Here is a 20,660-nt window from a genome sequence, read left to right as displayed (position 1 = left end):
CGGTGGTCCAGCGGACCACCGCGTTTCGGGTATGTGGGTCAGTCCCGGGTGGCGAGGCGGCGGGTTTCGAGCATCGCGGCGATGGCGTAGGCGCCGCCGCCGGCGATCGCGAGAATCCAGAAGGGGCCCGGCGTGCCGAGGAAGAGCGACGCGGTGGAGATCAGCGCGAGCCAGCTGCCGAGGGTGAGGAAGAGCGACGCGGTGGAGATCAGCGCGAGCCAGCTGCCGAGGGTGTAGTGCAGTACGTTCCGGCGGGCGGCGCCCTCGGCGAGGTAGATCAGCCCGACCACGAACGCGGAGCCGGTCGGCCAGAGGACGGTTTGCAGTTCGGGCATGTCGAGGGTGTTCGCCAGGCCGGTTATGGCGAGGAAGAGGGCGGTGAAGCCGGTAACCCAGGCGATGCCGAGGAGCTTGCCGGACAGGGCCTCGGCTGCGGGGGCGCTCCGTTGGGCGCGGGTGGAGGCGACGGTGGCGGCGACCGAGCCGGCCACGATGCCGGTGGCGAGGAGGGTCATCGGCAGCCAGCCGGGCAGGTTCACCAGTGGGTCGGTTCCCTGGGAGAGGGCGGCGGCACCGTGTCCGACCAGGTACGCGAGGGCGAAGCTGGCGTAGACGAAGCGGTTGTCGATCTGACCGGTACGGCGGTGGCTCGTGGTGCCGGCGACGACGGTGGGGACGATGGTGGCGGTGGACATGGTGAACCTCCGGTGAGGGCTCGGCATGGGCGTTGGGCGGAGCCGGACCGCGCCGGGTGACGTCCGGGGCAGGTGTCGTCGGCGCGGGGGGGTCAGGCGGTGGCCGGGCGGGCTTGCGGAGTTCCGGTGGTCGTGCCGGGGATGCCGCCGAGCAGGGTGGCCGCCTCGCGCAGTGCCTCGTCGAGTGGTTGGTGGCGCAGGCCGAAGGTGGTGGTGGCCGCGGTGGAGTCCATGACGAACGGCCGCGCGAACTGGTACGCCGTGGTCCGGAGCTCGCGCAGCATCGGGGAGAGGAAGCCGGTGGCGCGGAAGATCGGGTCGGGGATCGTGGTGAGCTTCGGCGCGGGCGCCCCGATCGCGCCGGTGAAGCGGGTGGCGAGTTCCCGGATCGTCAGCGGTGGCGCGCTGGGTACGTGCCAGGCGCGGTTCCAGGCCCGCTGGTCGGTGGCGGCGGTGACGAGCATCGCCGCCATGTCGTTGATCGAGGTCCAGGTGTGCGGCACGTCGAGCGGGGCGGGGACGAAGGCGCGGCGTCCGGCGAGCAGTGGCTTACCCATCACGAAGCTGAAGATCGACTGTGCCTGGAGGTAGTCGCTGCCGCGTACCTCGGTGACGGCGTGGATCCGTCCGGCCCGCTGGGCGGCGAGGGCGTCACCCCACATGTCGGCGCGCATCTTCAGTTTGGGATGGGTGGCGGCGAGCGGGTTGTTCTCGGTCATCGGGCCGGTGACCTCGCCGTAGCCGTAGAGGCAGCCGGCGATCACGAGGGGGGCGCCGGAGCGCTCGGCGGCGGTGAGCAGCGCGGCGGCCATCGGCGGCCAGTCGGTGAGCCAGCGGTGGTAGGCCGGGTTGAGACAGTTGTAGATCGCGGCGGCGCCCTGTGCGAGTTCGCCGAGCCGGTCGGCGTCGGTGGCGTCGGCGGCGATCCGCTCGACCAGGGGGTGGGTCGGGCCTCGGCCCGAGCGGCTGACGATTCGGACCTGCTCGCCGCGTTCGGCGAGCTGTCGCGCGGTGGTCGAGCCGACCATGCCTGCGCCGACGATCAGGTATACGGCCATTGGAGGTCTCCCTTCAGCATTTGAGAGCAGTGCTCTCTAACGAGACCAATGCTCACCCATGCACGCCCCAGCCGTCAAGAGCAGTGCTCTCGAATGTGTGCGACACTCTCTGACATGCCTGCCGCCAGCATCCGGGCCAGGGCCCGGGCCGAGATGATCAACGAGATCAAGACGATCGCCCGCCGCCACCTCGCCGCGGAGGGGGCGAACCTCTCGCTGCGCGCCGTCGCCCGCGACATGGGGATGGTGTCGTCGGCGATCTACCGCTACTTCCCCAGCCGGGACGAACTGCTCACCGCCCTGATCGTCGACGGCTACCACGCACTCGGCGATGCCGCGGCGGCCGGCGACGCCGGGGTCACCGACCGCGCCGACCTGCGCGGCCGATGGCTCGCCGTCTGCCACGCCGTACGCCGCTGGGCGCTGGCCCACCCCGCCGAGTACGCCCTGCTCTTCGGCAGCCCGGTTCCCGGCTACGCCGCTCCACGGGAGACCACCGTGGCGGCCGCCCGGACCCCGGCCACCTTGATCGGGATCCTCGTCGACGGCTTCGCCGTCGGCGCCCTGGCCGATCCCGGCCCCGATGGACTGCCCGGCCCGGTCCACGCCGACCTGGCCGCCGTCCGCGACGGCCTCTTCGCCGGACTTCCCGAGGCCCTGCTGGCCCGGGGCGCCACCGGCTGGATCCACTGCTTCGGCGCCGTCAGCTTCGAACTCTTCGGCCAGCTCGACGGCGTGATCGGGGCCCGGGAGGAGTACTTCGACCACCAGATGCGCCGGATGTGCGACCTGATCGGCCTACCCTGACCCTGATCCGCAACCCGCGGCGACAACGGCCGATCCGGCCGCGGCCACAGCCGAAGGTGCCGGCACGTCTCCCCGATCATCCACTGTGGGCGAATCGGCGGATCGTCGCGTCCGCCCCTCGTTGACAGCCCCGACAACCGGTGTTTGTCTGGATGCGGGCGGGGCTCATCACGATCAACCCTCGGGGTGCGGCGATGAATGACTTCGAAGTAGAGAACATCGTCAAGAGTCCATCGCTGTACGTCGTCAGAATCAGGGCCAAGTCCGCGGCCCCCGACGCGACGCCGCTGACCTTCTCCATCTCGGCCGCCGGCTCATCCGGCGCCCAGGTCAACGGCCAGTCCGTCAAGAAATCCATGGGCTGGGACACCGCGAACTACCGCTTCCCGTTCGCACTGAACGGCGTGACCCACAAGTGGGAATTCAAGATCAGGTCCAGCGGCACGTTCAGCCTCAAGCTGACCCAGGTGGAAATCTACTGCGACAAGGTCCTCATCCACGGCGACATCGTGTCCTGACGCTGAGCACTGTCACACGACCGACGGCTTACGCCAGACCATGATCTCGGTATCCGGCAACCGCTCGGCGAAGACCCCGTCGGGCGACGCGTCACGCAGCACCCCACGCAGGTCGTGTTCGAACTCGTCGCGCCGGTCGCCGAACAGGTGCGGTGCCGAGTCCGATCGGGAGAACACCCATGCGACGACGTCGTCCGCGCCGCGCTCGACAACCTCGCCGGCCGGCACGATCAACCGCTGGAACCCTTCGAATCCGGCCCGCGCCAGCACCAGATCCTCCCGGCCCGGCGTGCCGTTGACGAGCACACCCTGGCCGGCGCGGCGCACCTCGCCCAGGTAGTCGCGCACCAGCGCGCGGATCCGCTCGAACGGCGGCGCCGGGTGCGGCAGCGGCACCGGCCGCGACGGCGGCTCCTTGTGGTCGCTCATGTGCACGAACGCCCCGCCAGGCACCAGCATGTCGAGCACGGTCGCGGCCACCCGGTCGCGGTCGGTCCAGTGGAACGACTGCGCGAAGAGCACCGCCCGGAACACACCGAGATCCGCCGGCAGATCCTCGGCGCGGGCCTCGACCCAGCGCACGTTGTCGACGCCGATCCGCCGCGCACGGCGGCGCGCCTCGGCCAGCATGTCGGGGTCCGGATCGACGCCGACGACCGCGGCGAAGTGTCCGGCAAGCGCCAGGGTGACCGTGCCAGGACCGCAACCGACATCGAGAAGCCGGCCCCTCCTGTCCAGCCCGAGCGTGTCGGCGAGCCGGTCGGCGAACCCTGGCGCGTACGGCAGACGGCCCTGGTCGTAGTAGGCGGCACTGCCACGGAACAGGGTCCGGTCCCATTGCCAGCCGTCGGGCATGTGCACTCCACTCGGGAAGGGTTGATTGTCCGCACCCTATGCCGTGGCGGCGCGGTAGCCGGCCGCCTGGAGGGTGAACAGTTCGGCGTAGTGTCCGCCGGCGGCGAGGAGTTGGTCGTGGGTGCCGGACTCGATCAGGGTGCCGTGGTCCAGGACGTAGATGTGGTCGGCGTGGCGGACGTTGGCCAGCCGGTGGGTGATCAGGATCGTGGTCGCCTTACCCTGCCGGTGCCGGATGGCCTGGAAAAGGGCGTCCTCGGCGCGTGGGTCGAGGGCGGACGACGGCTCGTCCATGATCAGCAGTTCGGCGTCGCGCATGAAGCCGCGGGCGGCGGTGATCCGCTGCCACTGGCCGCCGGAGAGGTCCTGGCCGCCGGCGAAGGTCCGGTCGAGCAGGGTCTCGTAGCCGTGCGGCAGGTCGCGGACCATGTCGTGGGCGACCGCCCGTACGGCCGCGGCCTCGATCCGGGCCTGGTCCGGCGCGGTGCCGGTGTCGCCGATGGCGATGTTGGTGGCGGCGGTGAACGGCCACTTGTGGTACTCCTGCGTGACCACGGCGATCCTGGCCCGCAGCGCTTCCGGATCCCAGCCGTGCAGCGGGGTGCCGTTCCATTCGACACCGCCGCCGGTCGGGGCGCGGAGTCCCGCGATCACGGCGGCGAGGCTGGTCTTGCCGGAGCCGTTCTCACCGACGAACGCGACCGTCTGCCCGGCCCGGACGGTCAGGGTGACGTCGTCGACGGCGGGCTCGTCCCGGTCGGGGTAGGACAGGCTGACGCCCCGGATGGTGAGTTGTTCCAGCGGGCCGGGTTCGGGCCGGCCGGCGTCGGCGGGGTCGGGCAGGTGGTGGGCGGCCCGGTCCATGAAGCCGGTGTAGTCACCGAAATGCCGGCCCTCGGTGTAGATCCGGTCGACCTGGAACGTGACCGTGGCCAGCGCCCGCTGTGCCGCCTGGACCGCGATCACACACGTCGCCGCGGCCGCCAGTGGGACCCGGCCGTTTAGCAGCAGCACCGCGAGCAGGACGTAGACGCCACCGGTCGCGATCCCGCCGACCACCGCACCGACGGCGGTGGTCGTGGTGACCCGGCGGGCCAGGGCGAGCTGGATCTGGGTCTCGACCCCCATGACCCGGTCGTACTGGTCGAGCAGGAACCCGCGCAGGCCGTACGAACGCAACTCCGGCGCCGTCGCCCGCTCGGCCATCAGCCGGTGCAGGAGCCACAACCGGCGGCGGCGCACCGACCCGGCCAGGAACGTCTGGTAGCGCAGATGGCCGGCCCGCAACGCCGCGTACCCGCCCGGCACGGTGGCCACCAGCAGTGCGACCAGCAGCAACGGATGAATGATCACGACCGCGACCGCCACCGCGAGTAGGCCGACGACTCCGGCGAGCAGGCTCATCACTCCCTGCACCAGCGAGATCGCCGAGTCCGTGCCGCGCGAGGCGCGCTCCATCTCGTCGGCGAACGCGTCCGCGTCGAAGGCGTCCAGCCGCACCGCCGTCGTCACCTCGAACAGGCCCCGCTCGACCTCCCGGTCCACCCTCGGCGTCAACCCGTTCTGCGCGTACCCGGTCGCGATCCCCAGCCCGGACCGCACCGCGGTCGCGGCCGCCAGCGCCGCCAGGGCCGGCAACGCCGCCGCGACCCGGTCCGGGGTCGGGCCGCCGGTGAACAACTCCACCAGCACCCGCTGGGTGGCCAGCAGCCCGAAGGCCGCCATCACCCCCGCCCCCACGGTCGCGACACCGACCACCGACGTACGGAACCGGTCCGCCCGCCACGCGACCGCCAACGCCGTCACCACCAGCCGCGGCAGCTCCGCGAACACCGCGAACACCCCGGCATCGGCGCGGGCCCGTATCCCGGACTCCCACCACATCTCCCGCAGCTCCGGCAACACCGACACCTGCGAATCTCCGCCGCCCGTATCCGGCCCCCCGTCACTGTGGATCTTCGCCTTGGTCGTCGGTGCCGTCACATGAACCCCCTCATCGCGATCCCACCTCGGAGACTGTCGATGCGGTCCAGGATTGGGAAGACCGGGATGTAGGGATGTCGAGCAGGCGCCAGAACCGTCCAACGTCCCAAACCATGCTTGCCACGGAGCGTCCCCGGCGACCGGTCGCGGTTCGCGGGCGGGCCCTCGGCCCTGGACTCTGAACCGGAATTCGCACGGTCCCGTCGACGATGGGCACTGGTACGATCCCCATCGGTCGGGATGGATGGCCGACCCGGTGTTGTCCGCTTCCGGCCCGCTCGCCGCAGCCATGCTGCCAGAGATGCGCCGCCCTTGACGGACGGTGTGCGAGGGAGTGCGGCGGTGCGGAACGGCGAGGCTGCTACCGAGGCGCTCGTCGTCGCCGCCCAGGCCGGCGACCGGTCCGCCGTCGCGGAGCTGGTCACCGCCCATCTTCCGCTGGTCTACAACGTGATCGGTCGCGCGCTGAACGGCCACGCCGACGTCGACGACGTGGTCCAGGAGTGCATGCTGCGGGTCGTCCGTGGCCTGCCCGACCTGCGTGACCCCGACCGGTTCAGGCCGTGGGTGGTGTCGATCGCCTACCGGCAGGTCCAGGAATACTGGCGCGGGCGCCGGGGGGTCGAGTTGCCCCTCCAGGACTCGGCCGACGACGTTCCGGATCCGGCCGGCGACTTCGTCGACCGGACGGTCTCCGAACTCGTGCTGGGCGGGCAGCGCCGGCAGCTGGCCGAGGCGACCCGCTGGCTCGATGCCGAGGACCGCCATCTGCTCGCCCTGTGGTGGCAGGAGGCGACCGGTGAGCTGAGCCGGGGCGAGGTGGTGACCGCACTCGGGCTGACGGAGCGGCATGCCGCCGTACGGCTGCACCGGATGAAGGCTCAGCTCGCGGCCGTACGTACGGTGGTGGCGGCGTTGCGGCACCGACCCCGCTGCCCGGAACTGGACGCGCTCGCCCGGTCCTGGGACGACTCGTTGTCGCCGTTGTGGCGCAAGCGGTTCGTCCGGCACGTACGCGACTGCCAGCTCTGCGCGGGGATCGGCGGTGGGCTGGTCCCGCCGGAGCAACTGCTGTACGGCCTGGCACCGTTGCCGCTGTCGGTCGCGGCCGCTGCGGCTGTGCGGGCGGCGGTGGAGGCACACCTGGCGACACCTGTCGCGCTGGCGTCCGGGACGGGTGGCGGCTCCGGTGTGCAGGCTGCCCTGTCGAAGAAGGTTGTGGTCGGGGCGGGCGCGGTCGTCGCGCTGGCGGTCGGCGCCATCATGTTCGCCGTCCACGTCTCCCCCACCGGGCCCGGTGACGATGTCGTGGGTGCCGCGCCCGGCGGGCCGGGCCCGGTGGTGGCCGCGCCGGCGCCGACCCCGACGCCGGGATCCGCCGGGCCGTCGGCGGGCGCGACGCCGGCGACACCTGGGCCGGGAGGTGTGGTCACCGGGGTGACCAGCGCCGACATCTACGTCGCGCCGGACGGCAGCGACGGCGGCGACGGCAGCCTGGAGCGGCCCTTCGCCACCCTGAACCGGGCGGTCGAGGTCGTCCGGCCCGGGCAGACGATCGCGATGCGCGGCGGTACGTACCGTCTCACCCGGCCGGTGGAGATCCGCACGAGTGGTGCCGCCGCCCGGCGGATCGTGTTGAGCGCCTACCGGGACGAGCGGCCGATACTGGACGCGACCGGGGTGCCCGCCGACAAGTGGGCGGTGACCCAGCAGACGGGTTTCTGGACCGTGCAGGATCTGGAGGTCCACGGTTCGCGCAGTCATGCCTGGGTGTGCAGTGCCTGCTCGCACACCACCTTCCAGCGGCTGTCGATGCACGACAATGCCAGGTCGGGGCTGCTGCTGCGTGATCCCGGCACCGTCGGCAACCAGGTGCTCGACAGCGACTTCTTCCGTAACCACGAGCCGGGCGGCACCGGCAGCGTCGGCATCGGACTGGGGGTGAAGTTCGGCGCCGGCGAGGGCAACGTGCTGCGCGGCAACCGGGCGTTCCACAACGCCGACGACGGCTTCGACTTCGGTGCCTTCGACAGCCCGCTGACCGTCGAACGCAACTGGTCGTACGGCAACGGCCAGAACCGTTGGGGCGTGTCGGGCTGGCGGAGCAACGGGTACGGCTTCTCCCTGGGCGGCGGCGAGCTGACATCGTCGTCGGGGCACCGGGTCCACGGCAATGCGGCGTGGGGCAACCGGGGACACGGCTTCGGTGTCGAGGCCAATCGGGGAAACCTGAGCCTGATCGGCAACACGGCCTTCGACAACGACGGAACCGGTTTCGACCTCACCGACGCCACCGGCACGGCACGCCGGAATCTGGCGGTCGACAACGAGCGTGCGGTGCGGGTCGGGTCCGGTGTGACGCCGGACGGCAACTCCTGGGACGGTGGGCAGTGGACCCGGTCGGAGTTCCGGTCGACGGACGCGTCCGCGGCCGAGGGCGCCCGGCCACCGGACGGGAAGCTGCCGCCGACCAGCTATCTGAGCAGCCGTAGCGGCATCGGGGCGGACATGTCCGCCTCCTGAGGGCCGGCTGCTGTTTCTTTACAGGTTCCCGATCCATGTGCACTCCTATGGAAACGCTCCCACAGCGGCCTCCTGCCGCCGGGAGCGCCTCGGGCCACGAGATCTGCCACGGCCTGGTCGATGGTGGACGCCCAGGCGTACGGCGGTGCCGCGCCACGCCGTGCCGCCCAGCACGGCCACTGGACGCGATCAGGGACGATCGAGGCTGGCGAGCCTGTCGCGCAGGGTGCAGGCCAGCCGTTCGGGACGATGACCTTGCACGGCTTCCCGCCGCGTCGTCGCACACTCAGGGGGATCCAGACAGTGACGTTCACCGAGGAAGCCCTTGCCCGGCTGACCGAACTGGGGCTGCGCCTTCCCACGGATCCGCCGCCGCCGGCCGGGGCGTACCTGCCGTACCGGCTGCACAACGGCATGGGGTTTCTGGCCGCCCAGGTCTCCGGGTCGGGACCTGACGCCTTGACCGGACGCGTCGGTGCGGAGTTGAGCACCCGGCACGGCCAGCAGGCCGCCCGCGCCGCCGGGCTGAACGCCCTGGCCCGCCTGTATCAGGCCCTCGACGGCTTCGAACGGCTGGAATGCCTGCTGCACGTGGCCGGGCATGTGGCCTCCGCCGACACGTTCTGGGATCAGCCCATGGTCCTCGACGGGGCCTCCCTGCTGTTCACCGACGTCCTCGGCGAGCGCGGTGGGCATACCCGGACGGCCTTCTCACACCCTCGACTGCCGCACAACATCTGCGTCGAACTGGAGATCACATTCGCCTACCATGACTGACTCGTGGTCGGAAAGGCGGCGATGGGGTACGGCCGGAGCCGACGGCACGCGGCCGGATGCCGTGGTGCCGCCCGGCCGTGCCCGACCGTACGTCGGCCCGGCGGGCGGCACCCGTGGTCGGTCGCTACGGCCCTTCGCGCAGGAGCTGGGCCTCGGTCTTGGTGATGGCGGGCAGGTCCTGCGGGGTGTCGCGCAGGGTGGCCGGCAGGGACCCGCTGGCCACGTCGACCTTCTGGAACGCGGTGGCGCCGGTCGTCTTGGCGTAGACGCCCGCCGGGCCGCCGACCACGACGTAGCCGCGGGCAGGGTCGTCGGGGCCGTACATGGCGGGGGTGACAAAGAGCAGGAAGGGGCCGCCGGAGAGCAGGCCGAGGTCGCCGGTGGTCTGGTCGACTCCGGGGCTGACGAGGTCGATCTCGCGGGCGTCGAGGGTGCCCTGGACGACCTTGGTGACGGTCATCTTGACGTAGCGGGTCGGCGCCGAGTCGGGCTCGCCGTGCTCGGGCGGTAGTGGCCGGCTGTGTGACTTGCCCGTGGGTGTGGCGACGATGATCGCGCTGGCCTTGTCGGCGAGTTCCTGGACGGACGTGTACATGTGCGCCCGGGTGCCTTCGATGTCGAACCGGGGCAGTTGGGAGTCCGCCCGCTCCGGGGTGCCGCAGGCCGTGAGGGAGGCGGCGATCAGTACGGCGGTGGCGAGTACGCCGATTCGCGGCCGGTCAGTAGAGCGCATTGATGCCTGCCCTGTCGTCGCTTTGCGGGGTCGTGACGCCGGCACTGTGCCGGTTGCTGTCGTACGGGTACATGAGCTTGACCGGCAGCGTCGTCGTGTGGGCCAGGCCGAGCGCGTGTCCGAACTCATGGGCGGCCACGCCCTGCTTCTGGGCGTTGCTGTAGCCGCTGATCGCCGTCCAGTTGAGGACGACCTCGACCTGGCCGGTGGTGAAGATGCCGCCGGGGCAGGGCGGCGGGTCCTGCACGGTGCCCCGGTTGCGGGTCACGCCGGTCCAGACGACGGTGTTGCCGCGGCTCTCGTTCGTCGCGTGGATGTGCACGTTCGAGTTGATCCAGGTCAGTGTCGCATCGAGGCCGGCCCAGGAGTCGCCGGCGTTGAGCCAGGTCGGGAACGACAACAGGGGTGACGGTACGTAGTACCGGACCGCGGAGGTGTTCCACTTGCATCCGATGAACGCGTAGGCGTTCGCGCTCTGCTGGGTGGCCACGATCGACAGGGCCCCCAGCAGCGCCGCGGTGGCCAGGCCGACCACCCGCCGCCAGGTCTTGGGTCTCGTGGCGGCCCTGTTCGGGCCTGGACCGGTTGGACTGATTCGCATTCCGCCTGCCTCCTTCGTTTCGGAGCAGTCAGTCTTTTGTCGCCAGCAGGTCTGGCGGCACCCGCACTGACCGAAGGTAGGGAGCCCACACCCCTCCGTCAACATAGACGTTTGACGATATCTGCACGGAGATCGCCACGACGGCGCCCGGTGCTCGATTGCGGGCCACGACGAGGATTGCAAGCGATCTCCGTTGGCGGGGCGAACGACCGTACCGTCGGCCTTGGCCCACATCGACGGCCCCGAGGAGAAGCGATGAACCGCAGACTGCTGGCGGCCATTCTCGCCGGCCTACTCATGAGCATCGGCATCGCCGTCCCGGCGCAGGCGGCGCTGTGTCACCAGTCCAGCTGCAACGGCCAGGATCCCGGCGCCAAACAGTGCAACGACACGTCGTCGGGGAATCTCGCCTCGTTCTACTACAACGGTTCCGACCCGTACCTCGCCGGCGTGCTGCTGGAGCTGCGCCGGTCGAGGAACTGCGACGCCGCCTGGGCCCGGACCACCGGCCTCGACTGCCTGCCGATGTGGCGGCCGTGCGGCTTCGTGCTCCAGGTGCAGGGTGGCACCGAACAGCTCGGCGGCGGTCCGGGCGGCGGGCAGAAGTGGACCAACATGTGGTCCTTCCGGCAGTACGTACGGGCCTGCTTCATCATCTGGACCACGGACGACAGTTACCGCACCGACGGATGCACGGGCTGGCACTGATCGCCGGCCATCGCCCGGCCTCGAGACGGGCCGTACCCCCGGCGGGTCATCCGCTGGACCGCTGGCGCCGCTCGACGTCGACGCGTTCGATGTCGGCCGGCGTCCCGGCCATGATGGTGCGGGCGTGCTCGGTGACGAGCTCGACGGGCCAGTCCCACCAGGCGGCGCGCCGCAACCGGTCGATGTCGGCGTCGTCGAAGCGTTGCCGGATCGTCCGGGCCGGGTTGCCGCCGACGATCGTGTACGGCGGCACGTCGGCGGTGACCACGGCACCGGCCGCGACGATCGCCCCGTCGCCGATCCGCACACCCGGCATGACGATGGCCTGGTAACCGATCCAGACGTCGTTGCCGACCACGGTGTCGCCCCGGCTGGGCATGCCGGTGATGATGTCGAGGGTCTTCTCGGCCCACTCGCCGCCGAACATGGTGAACGGGAAGGTGGAAACGCCGATCGTGGGATGTTCGGCTCCGGCCATCAGGAACCGGGTGCCGGCGGCGATCGCGCAGTATTTCCCGATGACCAGCCTCTCCGGCCCGTAGCCGTACAGCACGTTGCGGTGCTCGAACTCCGTCGCACCGTCCGGGTCGTCGTAGTACGTGAACTCCCCCACGACGATCTTCGGTGTGGTGACCAGCGGCTTGAGGAACACGACACGTTGGTGCGCCGGGAGCGGGTGGACGGTCGTCGGGTCGGGCATCACCGGTACGTCTCCTTCGCGGTCCATGCTCTGCCGGCCGCCCGGCCGGGTCAGGGCGTACATCACGTACCCGTGCGGCCGGGGGCACAACCAGCATCCGCTGCCCCGGCGGGTGGATCAACGCCGTTTCCGGTGGCCGGGGCGAGGTCTGGGGCGACATCGGGCTGGCGGCCCGCATTCCGGATGCGACTGGTGGACGGGTAGTGGCTGCCATAGGATCGGCGCCAATCCTGCGAATGCGGAGAGTCCGGGGACCGTCCCAAACCCGGCGATAGCTTCCCATATGACAGCCGGCCGACGAGCCGGCTTTTGGCATTTCAGCCAATTCAATGCAACAAAGCTGCAAATGGTACCCATTGACGGCTTTGAGTATGCCTTTCTATGTTGACGGGAAAGCGCATTCCATCGCAGGGAGGCTCACAGTGCAGGAAGCGCGACACACACCCCACCGACCGGGTAGGCGTACCCGGATCGCCCTGGCGGCGGGCGCCAGCGCCGCCGTCACGGCACTCGTCCTGACCGTCAGCGCGACCGCGAACGCGGCCACCCTGTTGTCGGACAACTTCGACGACGGCAACGCCAACGGCTGGAGCACCTCGGGCGGAACCTGGTCCGTATCGTCCGGCGCCTACTCGCAGTCCAGCACCAGCGCCAGCGCCAAGGCGCTGAGCGGCTCCACCTCGTGGTCGACCGCCACGGTGACGGCCAACGTCCGGGCCAACACCTTCGGCGGCGCGACCTCACGCGGGATCGGCGTGGCGGCCCGCGTACAGAGCGCGTCGAACTTCTACGCGCTCGTGCTCACCCCCAACTCCGTTCAGATCCGCAAGGGAGCGGCAACCACGTTGGCCTCGGCGTCGTTCCCGACGTCCACCGGCGCCTGGTACACGCTGTCACTGAGCGCGACCGGCGGTTCGCTGGTCGGGTCGGTCAACGGAACCCCGGTCGTGTCCGCATCGGACGGTTCCTACTCCACGGGGCGGGCCGGGCTCGTCGCCAACTACGCCGCAGGTTCCTTCGACGACGTACTGGCGACCGATGCGGCCGGACCAAGCCCGACCACCTCGCCCACGACCGTCCCGCCGACGACCCCGCCACCCACGACGCCACCACCCACGACGCCACCACCCACCACCCCACCGCCGACCACCCCGCCGCCTTCGCCCAGCGGAATCATCGGATGGGCCACACAGGCTGGTGGCACCACCGGCGGAGCGGGCGGCCCCACCGTCACCGTGAGCACCTTCGCCGACTTCCGGACCCAGGCACAGACCGAGGGCACCAGGACCATCCTCGTCAACGGAATGCTCACCGGCTCGGGCACCGTCGAGATCACCGCCAACAAGACGATCCGGGGCGTCGGCGCCAACTCCGGCATCTCCGGAACCACCCTCGCCATCGAGGACATGTCCCCGGCGAACGTGATCATTCAGAACATGAACATCCGCGGGGTACCCGGCCGCGACGCGATCGGGATCGAAACCGCCACCCACGTCTGGATCGACCACAACACCCTGTCCAGCACCATCGAGAACCACCCCGACTTCTACGACGGAATGATCGACATCACCCGGGGCAGCGACTACATCACCGTCTCGTGGAACGTCATCCGCGACCACTGGAAGACCTCACTGGTTGGCCACTCCGACGGCAACGGCGGCCAGGACATCGGCCACCTGCGGGTCACGTACCACCACAACTGGTTCGACCGGACCTTCGAACGCAGCCCCCGGGTACGGTTCGGCGAGACCGTCCACGTCTTCAACAACTACTACTCGAACGTCAACAACAACGCCGACTCGTACGCCATCGCCTCGCTCGAGAACGCCGGACTGCTCGTCGAGGCGAACGTCTTCGAGAACGTGCGGCAAGCGTGCTGGTCGGCGAGCGGATACGCGGATTCCGACCCGGGACGGTTGGTCGCGCGCGGCAACTCGCTCACCAACTCCGGACCGTGCGAGACCAACGGCTCCGTCGCCGCTCTCCCGTACGGCTACACCGCCGACAACGTCGAAACCGTGAAGGCATCCGTCACCGCGGGCGCGGGGGCAGGGAGGCTCTGACTCCGCAGCAGATGAAGACGAGGCGGAGGCCGTTGACCGACTTCGGTCGACGGCCTCCTCCAGCATGTCGCTGTGACGGTTCCGCGCCATCCGCCCGCCAGTGGTGGACGCGGATTGCCCTATTCGAAGGCCGGAGGTCGTGTCTGCGGGCGCGAAAGGCTCGATTCGGGCGCCGATCAAGCTATGAAGATTTCATCTCATAGATGAGGCGCACGCGGTCACCAGGGGTCACTACACGGCTTGTGCGAACAGCATGAGCACCGTCATAGGCCGTCCTTAGCTGCACAAGGACCGGAGTGCCGACAGCAAGTGCAAGTATGCGGGCCTCATCGACAGTAGGCATTCTCGCGCTCAGTTCATCCTTGTTTAAAGTTACTCTCTGCCCCAAGTTGGCGAGATAGCGAACAACTCCTTCTTCGATATTGACCGGCTCCAAGATGCGCGTCCCCGCCACAAGATCGAGAGGGAAGTATGTCTCACTGAGTCGCCACGGGTCTCCATCGACTGTTTGAATCCGACGCCGCACCACAACCGGCTCCCCCGTCGAAACTTGGAGCCGTTGAGCGATTTCGTCGGTTGCCACGAGAAGGTGAACTTCAATTACCTGCCCCGGAATGCGCCCTTGCGCACTCACGTCCTCAGTCCATTTATCAACCAATCCAGCGTCGGACTCGCGTCCCGAATCCCGGACACGAGCACCCCACACCCTGAGAACATCGGGCTGGCGCACGTATCGACCTTTACCCTGCCGCCCCGCGACCAAGCCTACCGCCGCGAGTTCGGACACTGCAGCACGCACGGTATTTCGACCCACTCCGTACTGAGCCATCAGATCACTCTCGCTCGGAATGACTTGCCCTGGTGCGAGCTCTCCCGATTCGATCTTGGCTCGGAGGTCGGCTGCCACGCGGCGATACTCAGGCTCCCTCATGCCGCCATGGTTACACACTTGGTGGACTAAGTCCACTTAGGGGTTGACCTGACTCGCCCCCGCGGGCATCATGGTCGATATGGCGGACCAAGTGGACTTGGTGGCCTAGGTGCTCCCTTGCTGACGGGTTGAAGTGGAGTGGCTCCATGTTTGAGTCCGCCGACGCTACAGGTCCGATCGCCCCTAACTCAGTCGAGATCTGGTCCCAGGATGCAGTAAGCCGCCTTCTTGATGGCTCTTCGAAATTAAGCGGGGTTGAGGTGTCCGCGGTGTCGGCGGGTGGTGGCGGTGCGGGTCCGTAGGCGCTGGTTCTCGGGGTTGCGGAAGCCGTAGGCATCGCGGGCGACGGTCTTGATAACCCGATTGGTTCCTTCCGAGCCGGCATTGGTGATGCCGGTGGTCAGGAACGCCAGTATTTGTGGCCACCAGGTCTCGATCGTGGTGGCGAGCCGGTGGAGTTCGGGCAGGTCAGAGGCGGCGCAGCGGGCGTAGAAGCGGTACAGCAGCCGGTGGACGTGTTCCCTGTTCGGCTGGGTGCGGGCGGTCGCGAGCAGGTCGAGCAGGTCCTCTTTCGCGTTCCACGCGGCCAGGATCGGAGCACCGATCGCCGCCGGGAGGGCATCGAGGGTGTCGACGAGGCGGTCGACGTGCTTGCCGGGCATACGGGCGGCCGAGCGGGTCAGCCGGTTCCGCATCCGCCATTCCGGGTCGCTGCCGCGACCGCGGCGCCCCCGCTGGATCAGGGTCATGCGGCGGCGGACCTCGGTGACCGCCCGGTTGGCCAGCTGCACGACGTGAAAGTGATCGACGACCAGCACCGCGTGCGGCAACACCTGCCGGATCGCGGACTTGAACACGGTGCACATGTCGATCGCCACCGCCTGGACCCGCTCACGCCAAGCCGGCGGGCGAGCGGTCAGCCAGCCGGTCACCGCCGCCGTAGTGCGGCCTTCGACCTGCGCGAGTAGTCCCTGACCGCCAGACAGATCGCAGAAGCCGACGTGCCAGCGGTCCGCAGTCACGGTCCACGAACCAGCGGGAGTGTCCCAGATCCAGCGCGGCTTGCCGCGGCGAACTTCATCGATACCCAGCACCGCGACCGGCTCCGGCTCGGCCGGCAACACCCGCTTCGCGTGGGCAGTGAACGCGGCAGCCACGACCGGCCAGGAGATCCCGTGGTCCCGGGCGGCCTGCACGATCGTGCGACCCGCATCGGCGACCGCCGCCCCGGCCGCCTGCCGCAGCCGGCTGGTCAGCCGGACACGGGCCGGGACCTGTGCCACCTGCTCGGTGAACGACTTACGCGGACAGCCTGACGTCGAGCAGTACCAGCGACGTTTGCGCCAGCGCAGCCGTACCGCCCGGCCACCTACCGGCAGGTCCCGCGGCCGGGTCGTGGTCCACTGCTTCACCCGCACTGCCCGCTGCCCGCACTGCGGGCAGCATCGTGCCTGCTCACAACCGGTGGACAGGTCCACCACCGGAACACCGGTGACATCCAGCTCGACCCGCTCGACGACCAGGCCGTCCAGGCCCAGCAGCCGGGTCGTATCGTTGACCATGCTCGCAGCTCTTCACTTGTGACCATCCGAACTAGACACTCAGATGATCACCGATGAGCTGCGAGCCCCTCACGCTCGGGTCGGCTCAGCCACGAACCCCGCCCAAGTTCGAAGAGCCTTCTTGATCTAGGCGTAGAGCACTTCGGGCCCACCAGTGGCCTTGTTGCTGGAGCCACCTTTCTACTGCTTGCCCTGTGGGAACGACGGCGCCAACGGATTGAGCATCACTCTGACACAACCATCGAATGTTCGAACGTTGCCGAGGGAAACAGCACATGCCGGCGAGGCCGGCATGTGCTCCCTCGCACGGTCGATGCCGCACCAACGGCAACAGAGGCACCCGAACGCCTACATGTTCAGGTGGAAATTTCAGCGTCTAGTGGAGCACTGAGCAGTAACCCATGCTTAGCCGAGCAGACCGACTCTCTTACTATTCGGCTAGTTATTGAATAATAGTTCGGGTACGTGTTCGGTGGCGGCGTCGAAGACCGTACGGGCAAGTGCCGGTGGCAGCCCCGCCCGCGCCGCCAGGCTCTCGGCCGAGACCTTCTGCCGTTCGAGCAGCTCGACGGCTCTGCCGAGCAGTGACGGCTGTTCGCGGGGGCCGAGGTCGCCCGGCTCGGGATATCCCCACTGGGCGAGCAGGCCCATCCCCCGCCGGTAGGTGTGCTCCCGGTACACGCCCAGGTCGTGCCCCCGGTAGACCAGCGCCTTCAGACTGATCCCCCAGCGGCGCTTCAGCTCGTGCAGCCGGTCGAAGTCGAGCCGGGCCGGCAGTTCCTCCGCCAGCACCTGGCTCGGGGCCAGGAACTCCGAGGCGAACGCGGTCGCCTCCCGTTCCAGAATCTGGCTGCCCGGCTCGGCGTCATGGTGCAGCAGCAGGTGTCCCAGTTCGTGCGCGGCGTCCATCCTGGACCGAGCCTTGTCGTTCTTCGCCGGATTGAGGAAGACGAACGGCCGCTGGCCGTACCAGTGCGAGAAAGCGTCGACGCGTTCGGACACGTCCGGCAGGGCCAGCACGATCACCCCGTACGCCTCCAGCAGCCGGACCACGTGCGGCACCGGCGCGGCACCGAGGTCGAACGCCTCCCGGGCCGCCGCGGCCGCCGCCCGTACGTCCTCCGCCCGCGTCGGCTCCGGCAGGTCCAGGTGCGGCAGCCGCAGCGGGGGCAGCCGCAGGTGCCGGCCGACGACCTCGACGACGCGCCAGGCGATCTCGCCGAACGCCTCCGCCTGATCCCGCTCCGCCTGGCTGGTCGCCCGCAGGCTGCGGAAGTGCGCGTGCCCGGCCGTGGCCGGCGTCGGGATGCCGGCGGCGAAGAACTCGACCGGCATCCCCAGCGCCAGGGCCAGCCGGGCCAGCACCGCCGACGACGGGCGGGCCTGGCCGAGTTCGTACTGGCTGACCGCGGCCGCGGTGACGCCGATCTGCCGGGCCAGTTCGTTCTTGCGCATCCGTCGCCAGCGGCGGGCCAGCCCGAGGGCGTGCGGCTCGAACGCCGCGACGGCCACGGTGGCGGGTACCGGTGGTCGCGGTCCGTCCGTCACGCCAGCCGACCGGCGGTACGGCCGGCCACGCCGGCCGGCCGCAGGGCCTCGATCGACAGCTCAGGGAGCGGCAGCTCGTCGTAGCTCTGCCCCGGCACCGCGTCCTGCGCGACGACGAGCGGCAGCGGGGTGCCGACGGTCGGGGCCTCGCCGAACCAGAGCGTCACCTCGAACCACGGCGAACCGCCGTCCCGGTTGTCTCTCGGCAGCCCGATGTACGCGGTCGCCTCTCCGGTCGTGATGTCCCCGGTGTGTGCGATGCGGATGTGCCGCTTCGGCGGGACCACCCCGGCGAACACCTCCGGGTTCTGTCCCTCGTCGTCGAAGGCGAGCTGCCGGTCGCGGCTGTTCTCCACCGCGCCGCCGAGCCGGACCTCGCTGCCCTCCCAGCGGATCGACTCGATCCCGCCCTGCATGGAGTAGAGCCGGACGACGTATCCGGCGCAGAGGATCTCCAGCGAGTTGTCCTCCAGCCGGACCCGTACGCCGTCGACGCCGTCGAAGGTGGCCTTGCCGAGGTTGGCCAGGTTCCGCCATACGGTGGTGCCGAAGCTCATCGCGTCGTCGCCGAGTTCCGGCTCGTGCCGGTCGGCGGCTCGCCGGTACACCTGGCGGATCAGTTCACCCAGTGGCTTGAGCACGCCCCTGTCGTCCAGTACCGCAACCGCGTCGCAAAGCAGACCCATGGCGAGAAATCTAGCCGATTCCCCAGTTGATGTTCCAGAAATCAAGCGGGCGACACGCCGTTCAGGAGGTCGTGGTGAGCAGCCGCTCGACGATGTCGGCCAGTTCCGTGACGGGACGGCGGCCGTCGAGTTCCATGCTGGCACCACGACGGAGCAAAGGCTCCACCTCACCCACGTAACGCTCGATCTCCGCCCGCTGCTCGGCCGTCTTCCCGTACGGATTGCTCGCACGCGCCGCGACGCGGTCGAGAAGGACCTCGAGTGGTGCGGTCAGCAGGATGACGTGGTCGAACCGGTCGTAGAAGCGGCCCTGGTTCGCCACGGTTCCCGACACGACGACCTCGGCCCGCCCCGCGAGCAGAGCTGCCATACGCGGCTCGTCCCAGTCGCCGTCCGGCAGTGTCCAGTCGCTGTAGTCGGTGTCGACAACCTCGTGGCCGCGCCGCGACAGCTCAGCCAGCAGCGTGCTCTTGCCTGCGCCCGACATCCCTGTCACCAGCACCCGCGCCACCCGGTGACTCTACTGAGCCGCCGGCGGCGGCGCCCGGACCGTGGGCCCGGGTTCCGACCAGGGCGGCGACGGCAAGCATCAGCGCCGCACCGGCGACGAACGGCCCCGGCGCCCACACGAATGTCCGGACGGTTCCGGCGACGAGCGGGCCGGCGACCGAACCGATGCCGGCGAGCATCGCCGCCGCCCCCATGGCCAGCCCGACCGAGTCGGGGCCGGCGAGCCGGCTCATCTCGGCGACCGCGCACGGGAACAGGACCGAGGCACCCAGCGCCCAGGTCAGCGGCAGCACCGGAACCGCCCACCCGGCCGGCACCACCGGTGCCAGCAGCATCGACGCGGCGATCAGCGCCGCGCCGCCGACCATCAGCCGGGTTTCGCCGAACGTCCTGACCAGGCGGCCGAGCAGCAGGCCACGGACGACGACCGCGACCACGCCGCTGATCGCGATGATCACCCCGTACGTAACGGCGGTGATCGCCAGCCGGTCGGCGAGTTCGACCGGCAGGACCGTGGCGTATCCGGTGAAGCAGAGCCACCCGACGAGGATCGCGGTGGCGGTCCGGCGCAGCCGCCGCTGGCGCAGGGCCGTGACCATGGCGGTCAGCCGGCGCTGCCGGCCGGGTCGGGCGGTCAGCCGGCGCTGCCGGCCGGGTCGGGCGGCCGGCCGGCCGGGGCTCGGCGGCCGGCAGCAGGAAGACGGTGAGCAGCCAGGCGACCAGCGGTCCGGCCGCGGCCGTGAGCCCGACGGCGATGGTTCCGTACGACAGGACGAGGCCGCCCAGCGCCGGGCCGACGATGTTGCCGACGCCCTGTGCGGCGGTAACCCGTCCGATGACGCCGGCCCGGTCGGCGTCGGCGACGATCCGGGCGGCGTGCGTCTGCGCGAGCAGCGCCACCGCCGCGCCGAGGCCGGCGACGACCCGGCCGACGAACAGGGTCGGATAGTTGGTGGAGAAGGCGAAGACGACATGGCCGGCGGCGGCGACGAGTGGTGCGACCAGGAGCAGCCGTCGGGTGCCGTACCGGTCGGCGAGGGCGCCCCAGACCGGGGCGGCGACCAGGGTGGCGACGCTGGCGGCGGCGAGCAGTGTGCCGAGCCCGAACGCGCCGCCGTGCATCGCGATGACGATGAACGGCAGGGCGGGCAGGATCACGCCGATCGCGACGGCGTCGGCACCGGCGGCGGTGACAAGGACGCCGATGCCGGCCCGGCCGCGCCGCTCCGAGGTCGTCGCCGGCCCCCGGCCGCCGTGGCGGGCCGGTGCCGGCGGGGCGGCCACCTCGTCGGTCACGGACGCCTCCTGCGGGTCGAGGGTGGGCACGGCATCGAGCGACGTCACCAGGATCGCGGGCCCGGTGCGGCCGCGCCACCCGGTTTGTCGCGATCACGGAAGCTAA

At 70.0% G+C, this 20,660-nt stretch carries 18 protein-coding genes and 2 pseudogenes; 6 read left to right on the top strand and 14 right to left on the bottom strand.

What is annotated here, in order from left to right:
- Positions 1-38 precede the first annotated feature (38 nt).
- Together QCD66_RS02475 and QCD66_RS02470 are read right to left on the bottom strand one after the other, a co-directional pair.
- Positions 39-695: an ABC transporter permease gene (locus QCD66_RS02475; protein WP_375735538.1), complete on the bottom strand. Its 657-nt coding sequence runs from the start codon at positions 693-695 to the stop codon at positions 39-41.
- Positions 696-787: 92 nt separating this feature from the next.
- The gene (locus QCD66_RS02470; protein ID WP_375735539.1) at positions 788-1,753 is read right to left on the bottom strand and encodes an NAD-dependent epimerase/dehydratase family protein; all 966 of its coding nucleotides are present in this window, start codon (positions 1,751-1,753) and stop codon (positions 788-790) included.
- Between the two features lie 114 nt (positions 1,754-1,867).
- On the opposite strand from QCD66_RS02470, the gene QCD66_RS02465 reads away from it, so the two are divergent.
- Together QCD66_RS02465 and QCD66_RS02460 are read left to right on the top strand one after the other, a co-directional pair.
- The gene (locus QCD66_RS02465; protein WP_375735540.1) at positions 1,868-2,560 is read left to right on the top strand and encodes a TetR/AcrR family transcriptional regulator; all 693 of its coding nucleotides are present in this window, start codon (positions 1,868-1,870) and stop codon (positions 2,558-2,560) included.
- Between the two features lie 194 nt (positions 2,561-2,754).
- Positions 2,755-3,078 (top strand): hypothetical protein, encoded by a 324-nt coding sequence (locus tag QCD66_RS02460; protein WP_357540495.1) that lies wholly within the window; start codon positions 2,755-2,757, stop codon positions 3,076-3,078.
- Between the two features lie 12 nt (positions 3,079-3,090).
- Here QCD66_RS02460 and QCD66_RS02455 read toward each other — a convergent pair whose 3' ends face one another.
- Complete coding sequence (locus tag QCD66_RS02455) at positions 3,091-3,933, bottom strand: class I SAM-dependent methyltransferase (RefSeq protein WP_375735541.1); 843 nt, start codon at positions 3,931-3,933, stop codon at positions 3,091-3,093.
- 36 nt (positions 3,934-3,969) lie between these two features.
- On the bottom strand, positions 3,970-5,817 hold the full coding sequence (locus QCD66_RS02450) for an ABC transporter ATP-binding protein (RefSeq protein ID WP_375735551.1): 1,848 nt from the start codon (positions 5,815-5,817) through the stop codon (positions 3,970-3,972).
- 441 nt (positions 5,818-6,258) lie between these two features.
- On the opposite strand from QCD66_RS02450, the gene QCD66_RS02445 reads away from it, so the two are divergent.
- The gene (locus tag QCD66_RS02445; RefSeq protein WP_375735543.1) at positions 6,259-8,439 is read left to right on the top strand and encodes a sigma-70 family RNA polymerase sigma factor; all 2,181 of its coding nucleotides are present in this window, start codon (positions 6,259-6,261) and stop codon (positions 8,437-8,439) included.
- 120 nt (positions 8,440-8,559) lie between these two features.
- Positions 8,560-9,216, top strand: a complete 657-nt coding sequence (locus tag QCD66_RS02440) for a RidA family protein (protein WP_407566981.1) — start codon at positions 8,560-8,562, stop codon at positions 9,214-9,216.
- 124 nt (positions 9,217-9,340) lie between these two features.
- Here the strand turns inward: QCD66_RS02440 and QCD66_RS02435 are convergent, their stop codons facing one another.
- A complete protein-coding gene (locus QCD66_RS02435) occupies positions 9,341-9,949 on the bottom strand; it encodes a hypothetical protein (protein WP_375735545.1) in 609 nt (202 codons plus the stop codon).
- Positions 9,936-10,550, bottom strand: coding sequence for a matrixin family metalloprotease (locus QCD66_RS02430; protein WP_357538461.1), 615 nt, complete (start codon positions 10,548-10,550; stop codon positions 9,936-9,938). The genes QCD66_RS02435 and QCD66_RS02430 overlap by 14 nt, the downstream gene beginning before the upstream one ends.
- Before the next feature lie 255 nt (positions 10,551-10,805).
- Here QCD66_RS02430 and QCD66_RS02425 point away from each other — a divergent pair, with 255 nt between their 5' ends.
- On the top strand, positions 10,806-11,258 hold the full coding sequence (locus QCD66_RS02425; RefSeq protein ID WP_375735546.1) for a hypothetical protein: 453 nt from the start codon (positions 10,806-10,808) through the stop codon (positions 11,256-11,258).
- Between the two features lie 46 nt (positions 11,259-11,304).
- Here QCD66_RS02425 and QCD66_RS02420 read toward each other — a convergent pair whose 3' ends face one another.
- Positions 11,305-11,985: a CatB-related O-acetyltransferase gene (locus tag QCD66_RS02420; protein WP_407567229.1), complete on the bottom strand. Its 681-nt coding sequence runs from the start codon at positions 11,983-11,985 to the stop codon at positions 11,305-11,307.
- A 395-nt stretch (positions 11,986-12,380) separates the two neighbouring features.
- Here QCD66_RS02420 and QCD66_RS02415 point away from each other — a divergent pair, with 395 nt between their 5' ends.
- Entirely contained in the window at positions 12,381-14,021 is a 1,641-nt protein-coding gene (locus QCD66_RS02415; protein WP_407566980.1) for a pectate lyase, read from the top strand.
- Positions 14,022-14,202: 181 nt separating this feature from the next.
- On the opposite strand, the gene QCD66_RS02410 is transcribed toward QCD66_RS02415, so the two are convergent.
- The 7 genes and pseudogenes from QCD66_RS02410 to QCD66_RS02380 all read right to left on the bottom strand — a co-directional run.
- Complete coding sequence (locus QCD66_RS02410; RefSeq protein WP_375735548.1) at positions 14,203-14,952, bottom strand: GntR family transcriptional regulator; 750 nt, start codon at positions 14,950-14,952, stop codon at positions 14,203-14,205.
- 245 nt (positions 14,953-15,197) lie between these two features.
- Entirely contained in the window at positions 15,198-16,514 is a 1,317-nt protein-coding gene (locus QCD66_RS02405; RefSeq protein ID WP_407566963.1) for an ISL3 family transposase, read from the bottom strand.
- 438 nt (positions 16,515-16,952) lie between these two features.
- Positions 16,953-18,062 (bottom strand): XRE family transcriptional regulator, encoded by a 1,110-nt coding sequence (locus tag QCD66_RS02400; RefSeq protein ID WP_375733545.1) that lies wholly within the window; start codon positions 18,060-18,062, stop codon positions 16,953-16,955.
- Positions 18,059-18,703: a hypothetical protein gene (locus QCD66_RS02395; protein WP_375733546.1), complete on the bottom strand. Its 645-nt coding sequence runs from the start codon at positions 18,701-18,703 to the stop codon at positions 18,059-18,061. Before QCD66_RS02395 ends, QCD66_RS02400 begins: the two co-directional genes overlap by 4 nt.
- A 106-nt stretch (positions 18,704-18,809) precedes the next feature.
- Positions 18,810-19,259, bottom strand: coding sequence for an AAA family ATPase (locus QCD66_RS02390; RefSeq protein WP_375733547.1), 450 nt, complete (start codon positions 19,257-19,259; stop codon positions 18,810-18,812).
- Positions 19,201-19,908: pseudogene (locus QCD66_RS02385) on the bottom strand (MFS transporter); the annotation flags it as partial. The gene QCD66_RS02390 and the pseudogene QCD66_RS02385, both read right to left, overlap by 59 nt.
- Positions 19,907-20,542 (bottom strand): annotated as a pseudogene (locus QCD66_RS02380) (MFS transporter); the annotation flags it as partial. The pseudogenes QCD66_RS02385 and QCD66_RS02380, both read right to left, overlap by 2 nt.
- Positions 20,543-20,660 lie beyond the last annotated feature (118 nt).

Source organism: Polymorphospora sp. A560, from assembly GCF_045781765.1.
GTDB lineage: Bacteria > Actinomycetota > Actinomycetes > Mycobacteriales > Micromonosporaceae > Polymorphospora > Polymorphospora lycopeni.
Note: the sequence above shows the minus strand (reverse complement) of the source record. Positions and strands in the feature narration are given on the sequence as shown.

Bases quoted from the DNA above. Each gene is read 5' to 3' on its own strand.
- QCD66_RS02470 (WP_375735539.1), bottom strand. From the start codon at position 1,753: ATGGCCGTATACCTGATCGTCGGCGCAGGCATGGTCGGCTCGACCACC.
- QCD66_RS02435 (WP_375735545.1), bottom strand. From the start codon at position 9,949: ATGCGCTCTACTGACCGGCCGCGAATCGGCGTACTCGCCACCGCCGTA.
- QCD66_RS02460 (WP_357540495.1), top strand. From the start codon at position 2,755: ATGAATGACTTCGAAGTAGAGAACATCGTCAAGAGTCCATCGCTGTAC.
- QCD66_RS02405 (WP_407566963.1), bottom strand. From the start codon at position 16,514: ATGGTCAACGATACGACCCGGCTGCTGGGCCTGGACGGCCTGGTCGTC.
- QCD66_RS02455 (WP_375735541.1), bottom strand. From the start codon at position 3,933: ATGCCCGACGGCTGGCAATGGGACCGGACCCTGTTCCGTGGCAGTGCC.
- QCD66_RS02430 (WP_357538461.1), bottom strand. From the start codon at position 10,550: ATGCGAATCAGTCCAACCGGTCCAGGCCCGAACAGGGCCGCCACGAGA.
- QCD66_RS02465 (WP_375735540.1), top strand. From the start codon at position 1,868: ATGCCTGCCGCCAGCATCCGGGCCAGGGCCCGGGCCGAGATGATCAAC.
- QCD66_RS02420 (WP_407567229.1), bottom strand. From the start codon at position 11,985: ATGGACCGCGAAGGAGACGTACCGGTGATGCCCGACCCGACGACCGTC.
- QCD66_RS02410 (WP_375735548.1), bottom strand. From the start codon at position 14,952: ATGAGGGAGCCTGAGTATCGCCGCGTGGCAGCCGACCTCCGAGCCAAG.
- QCD66_RS02440 (WP_407566981.1), top strand. From the start codon at position 8,560: ATGGTGGACGCCCAGGCGTACGGCGGTGCCGCGCCACGCCGTGCCGCC.
- QCD66_RS02425 (WP_375735546.1), top strand. From the start codon at position 10,806: ATGAACCGCAGACTGCTGGCGGCCATTCTCGCCGGCCTACTCATGAGC.
- QCD66_RS02475 (WP_375735538.1), bottom strand. From the start codon at position 695: ATGTCCACCGCCACCATCGTCCCCACCGTCGTCGCCGGCACCACGAGC.
- QCD66_RS02450 (WP_375735551.1), bottom strand. From the start codon at position 5,817: ATGTGGTGGGAGTCCGGGATACGGGCCCGCGCCGATGCCGGGGTGTTC.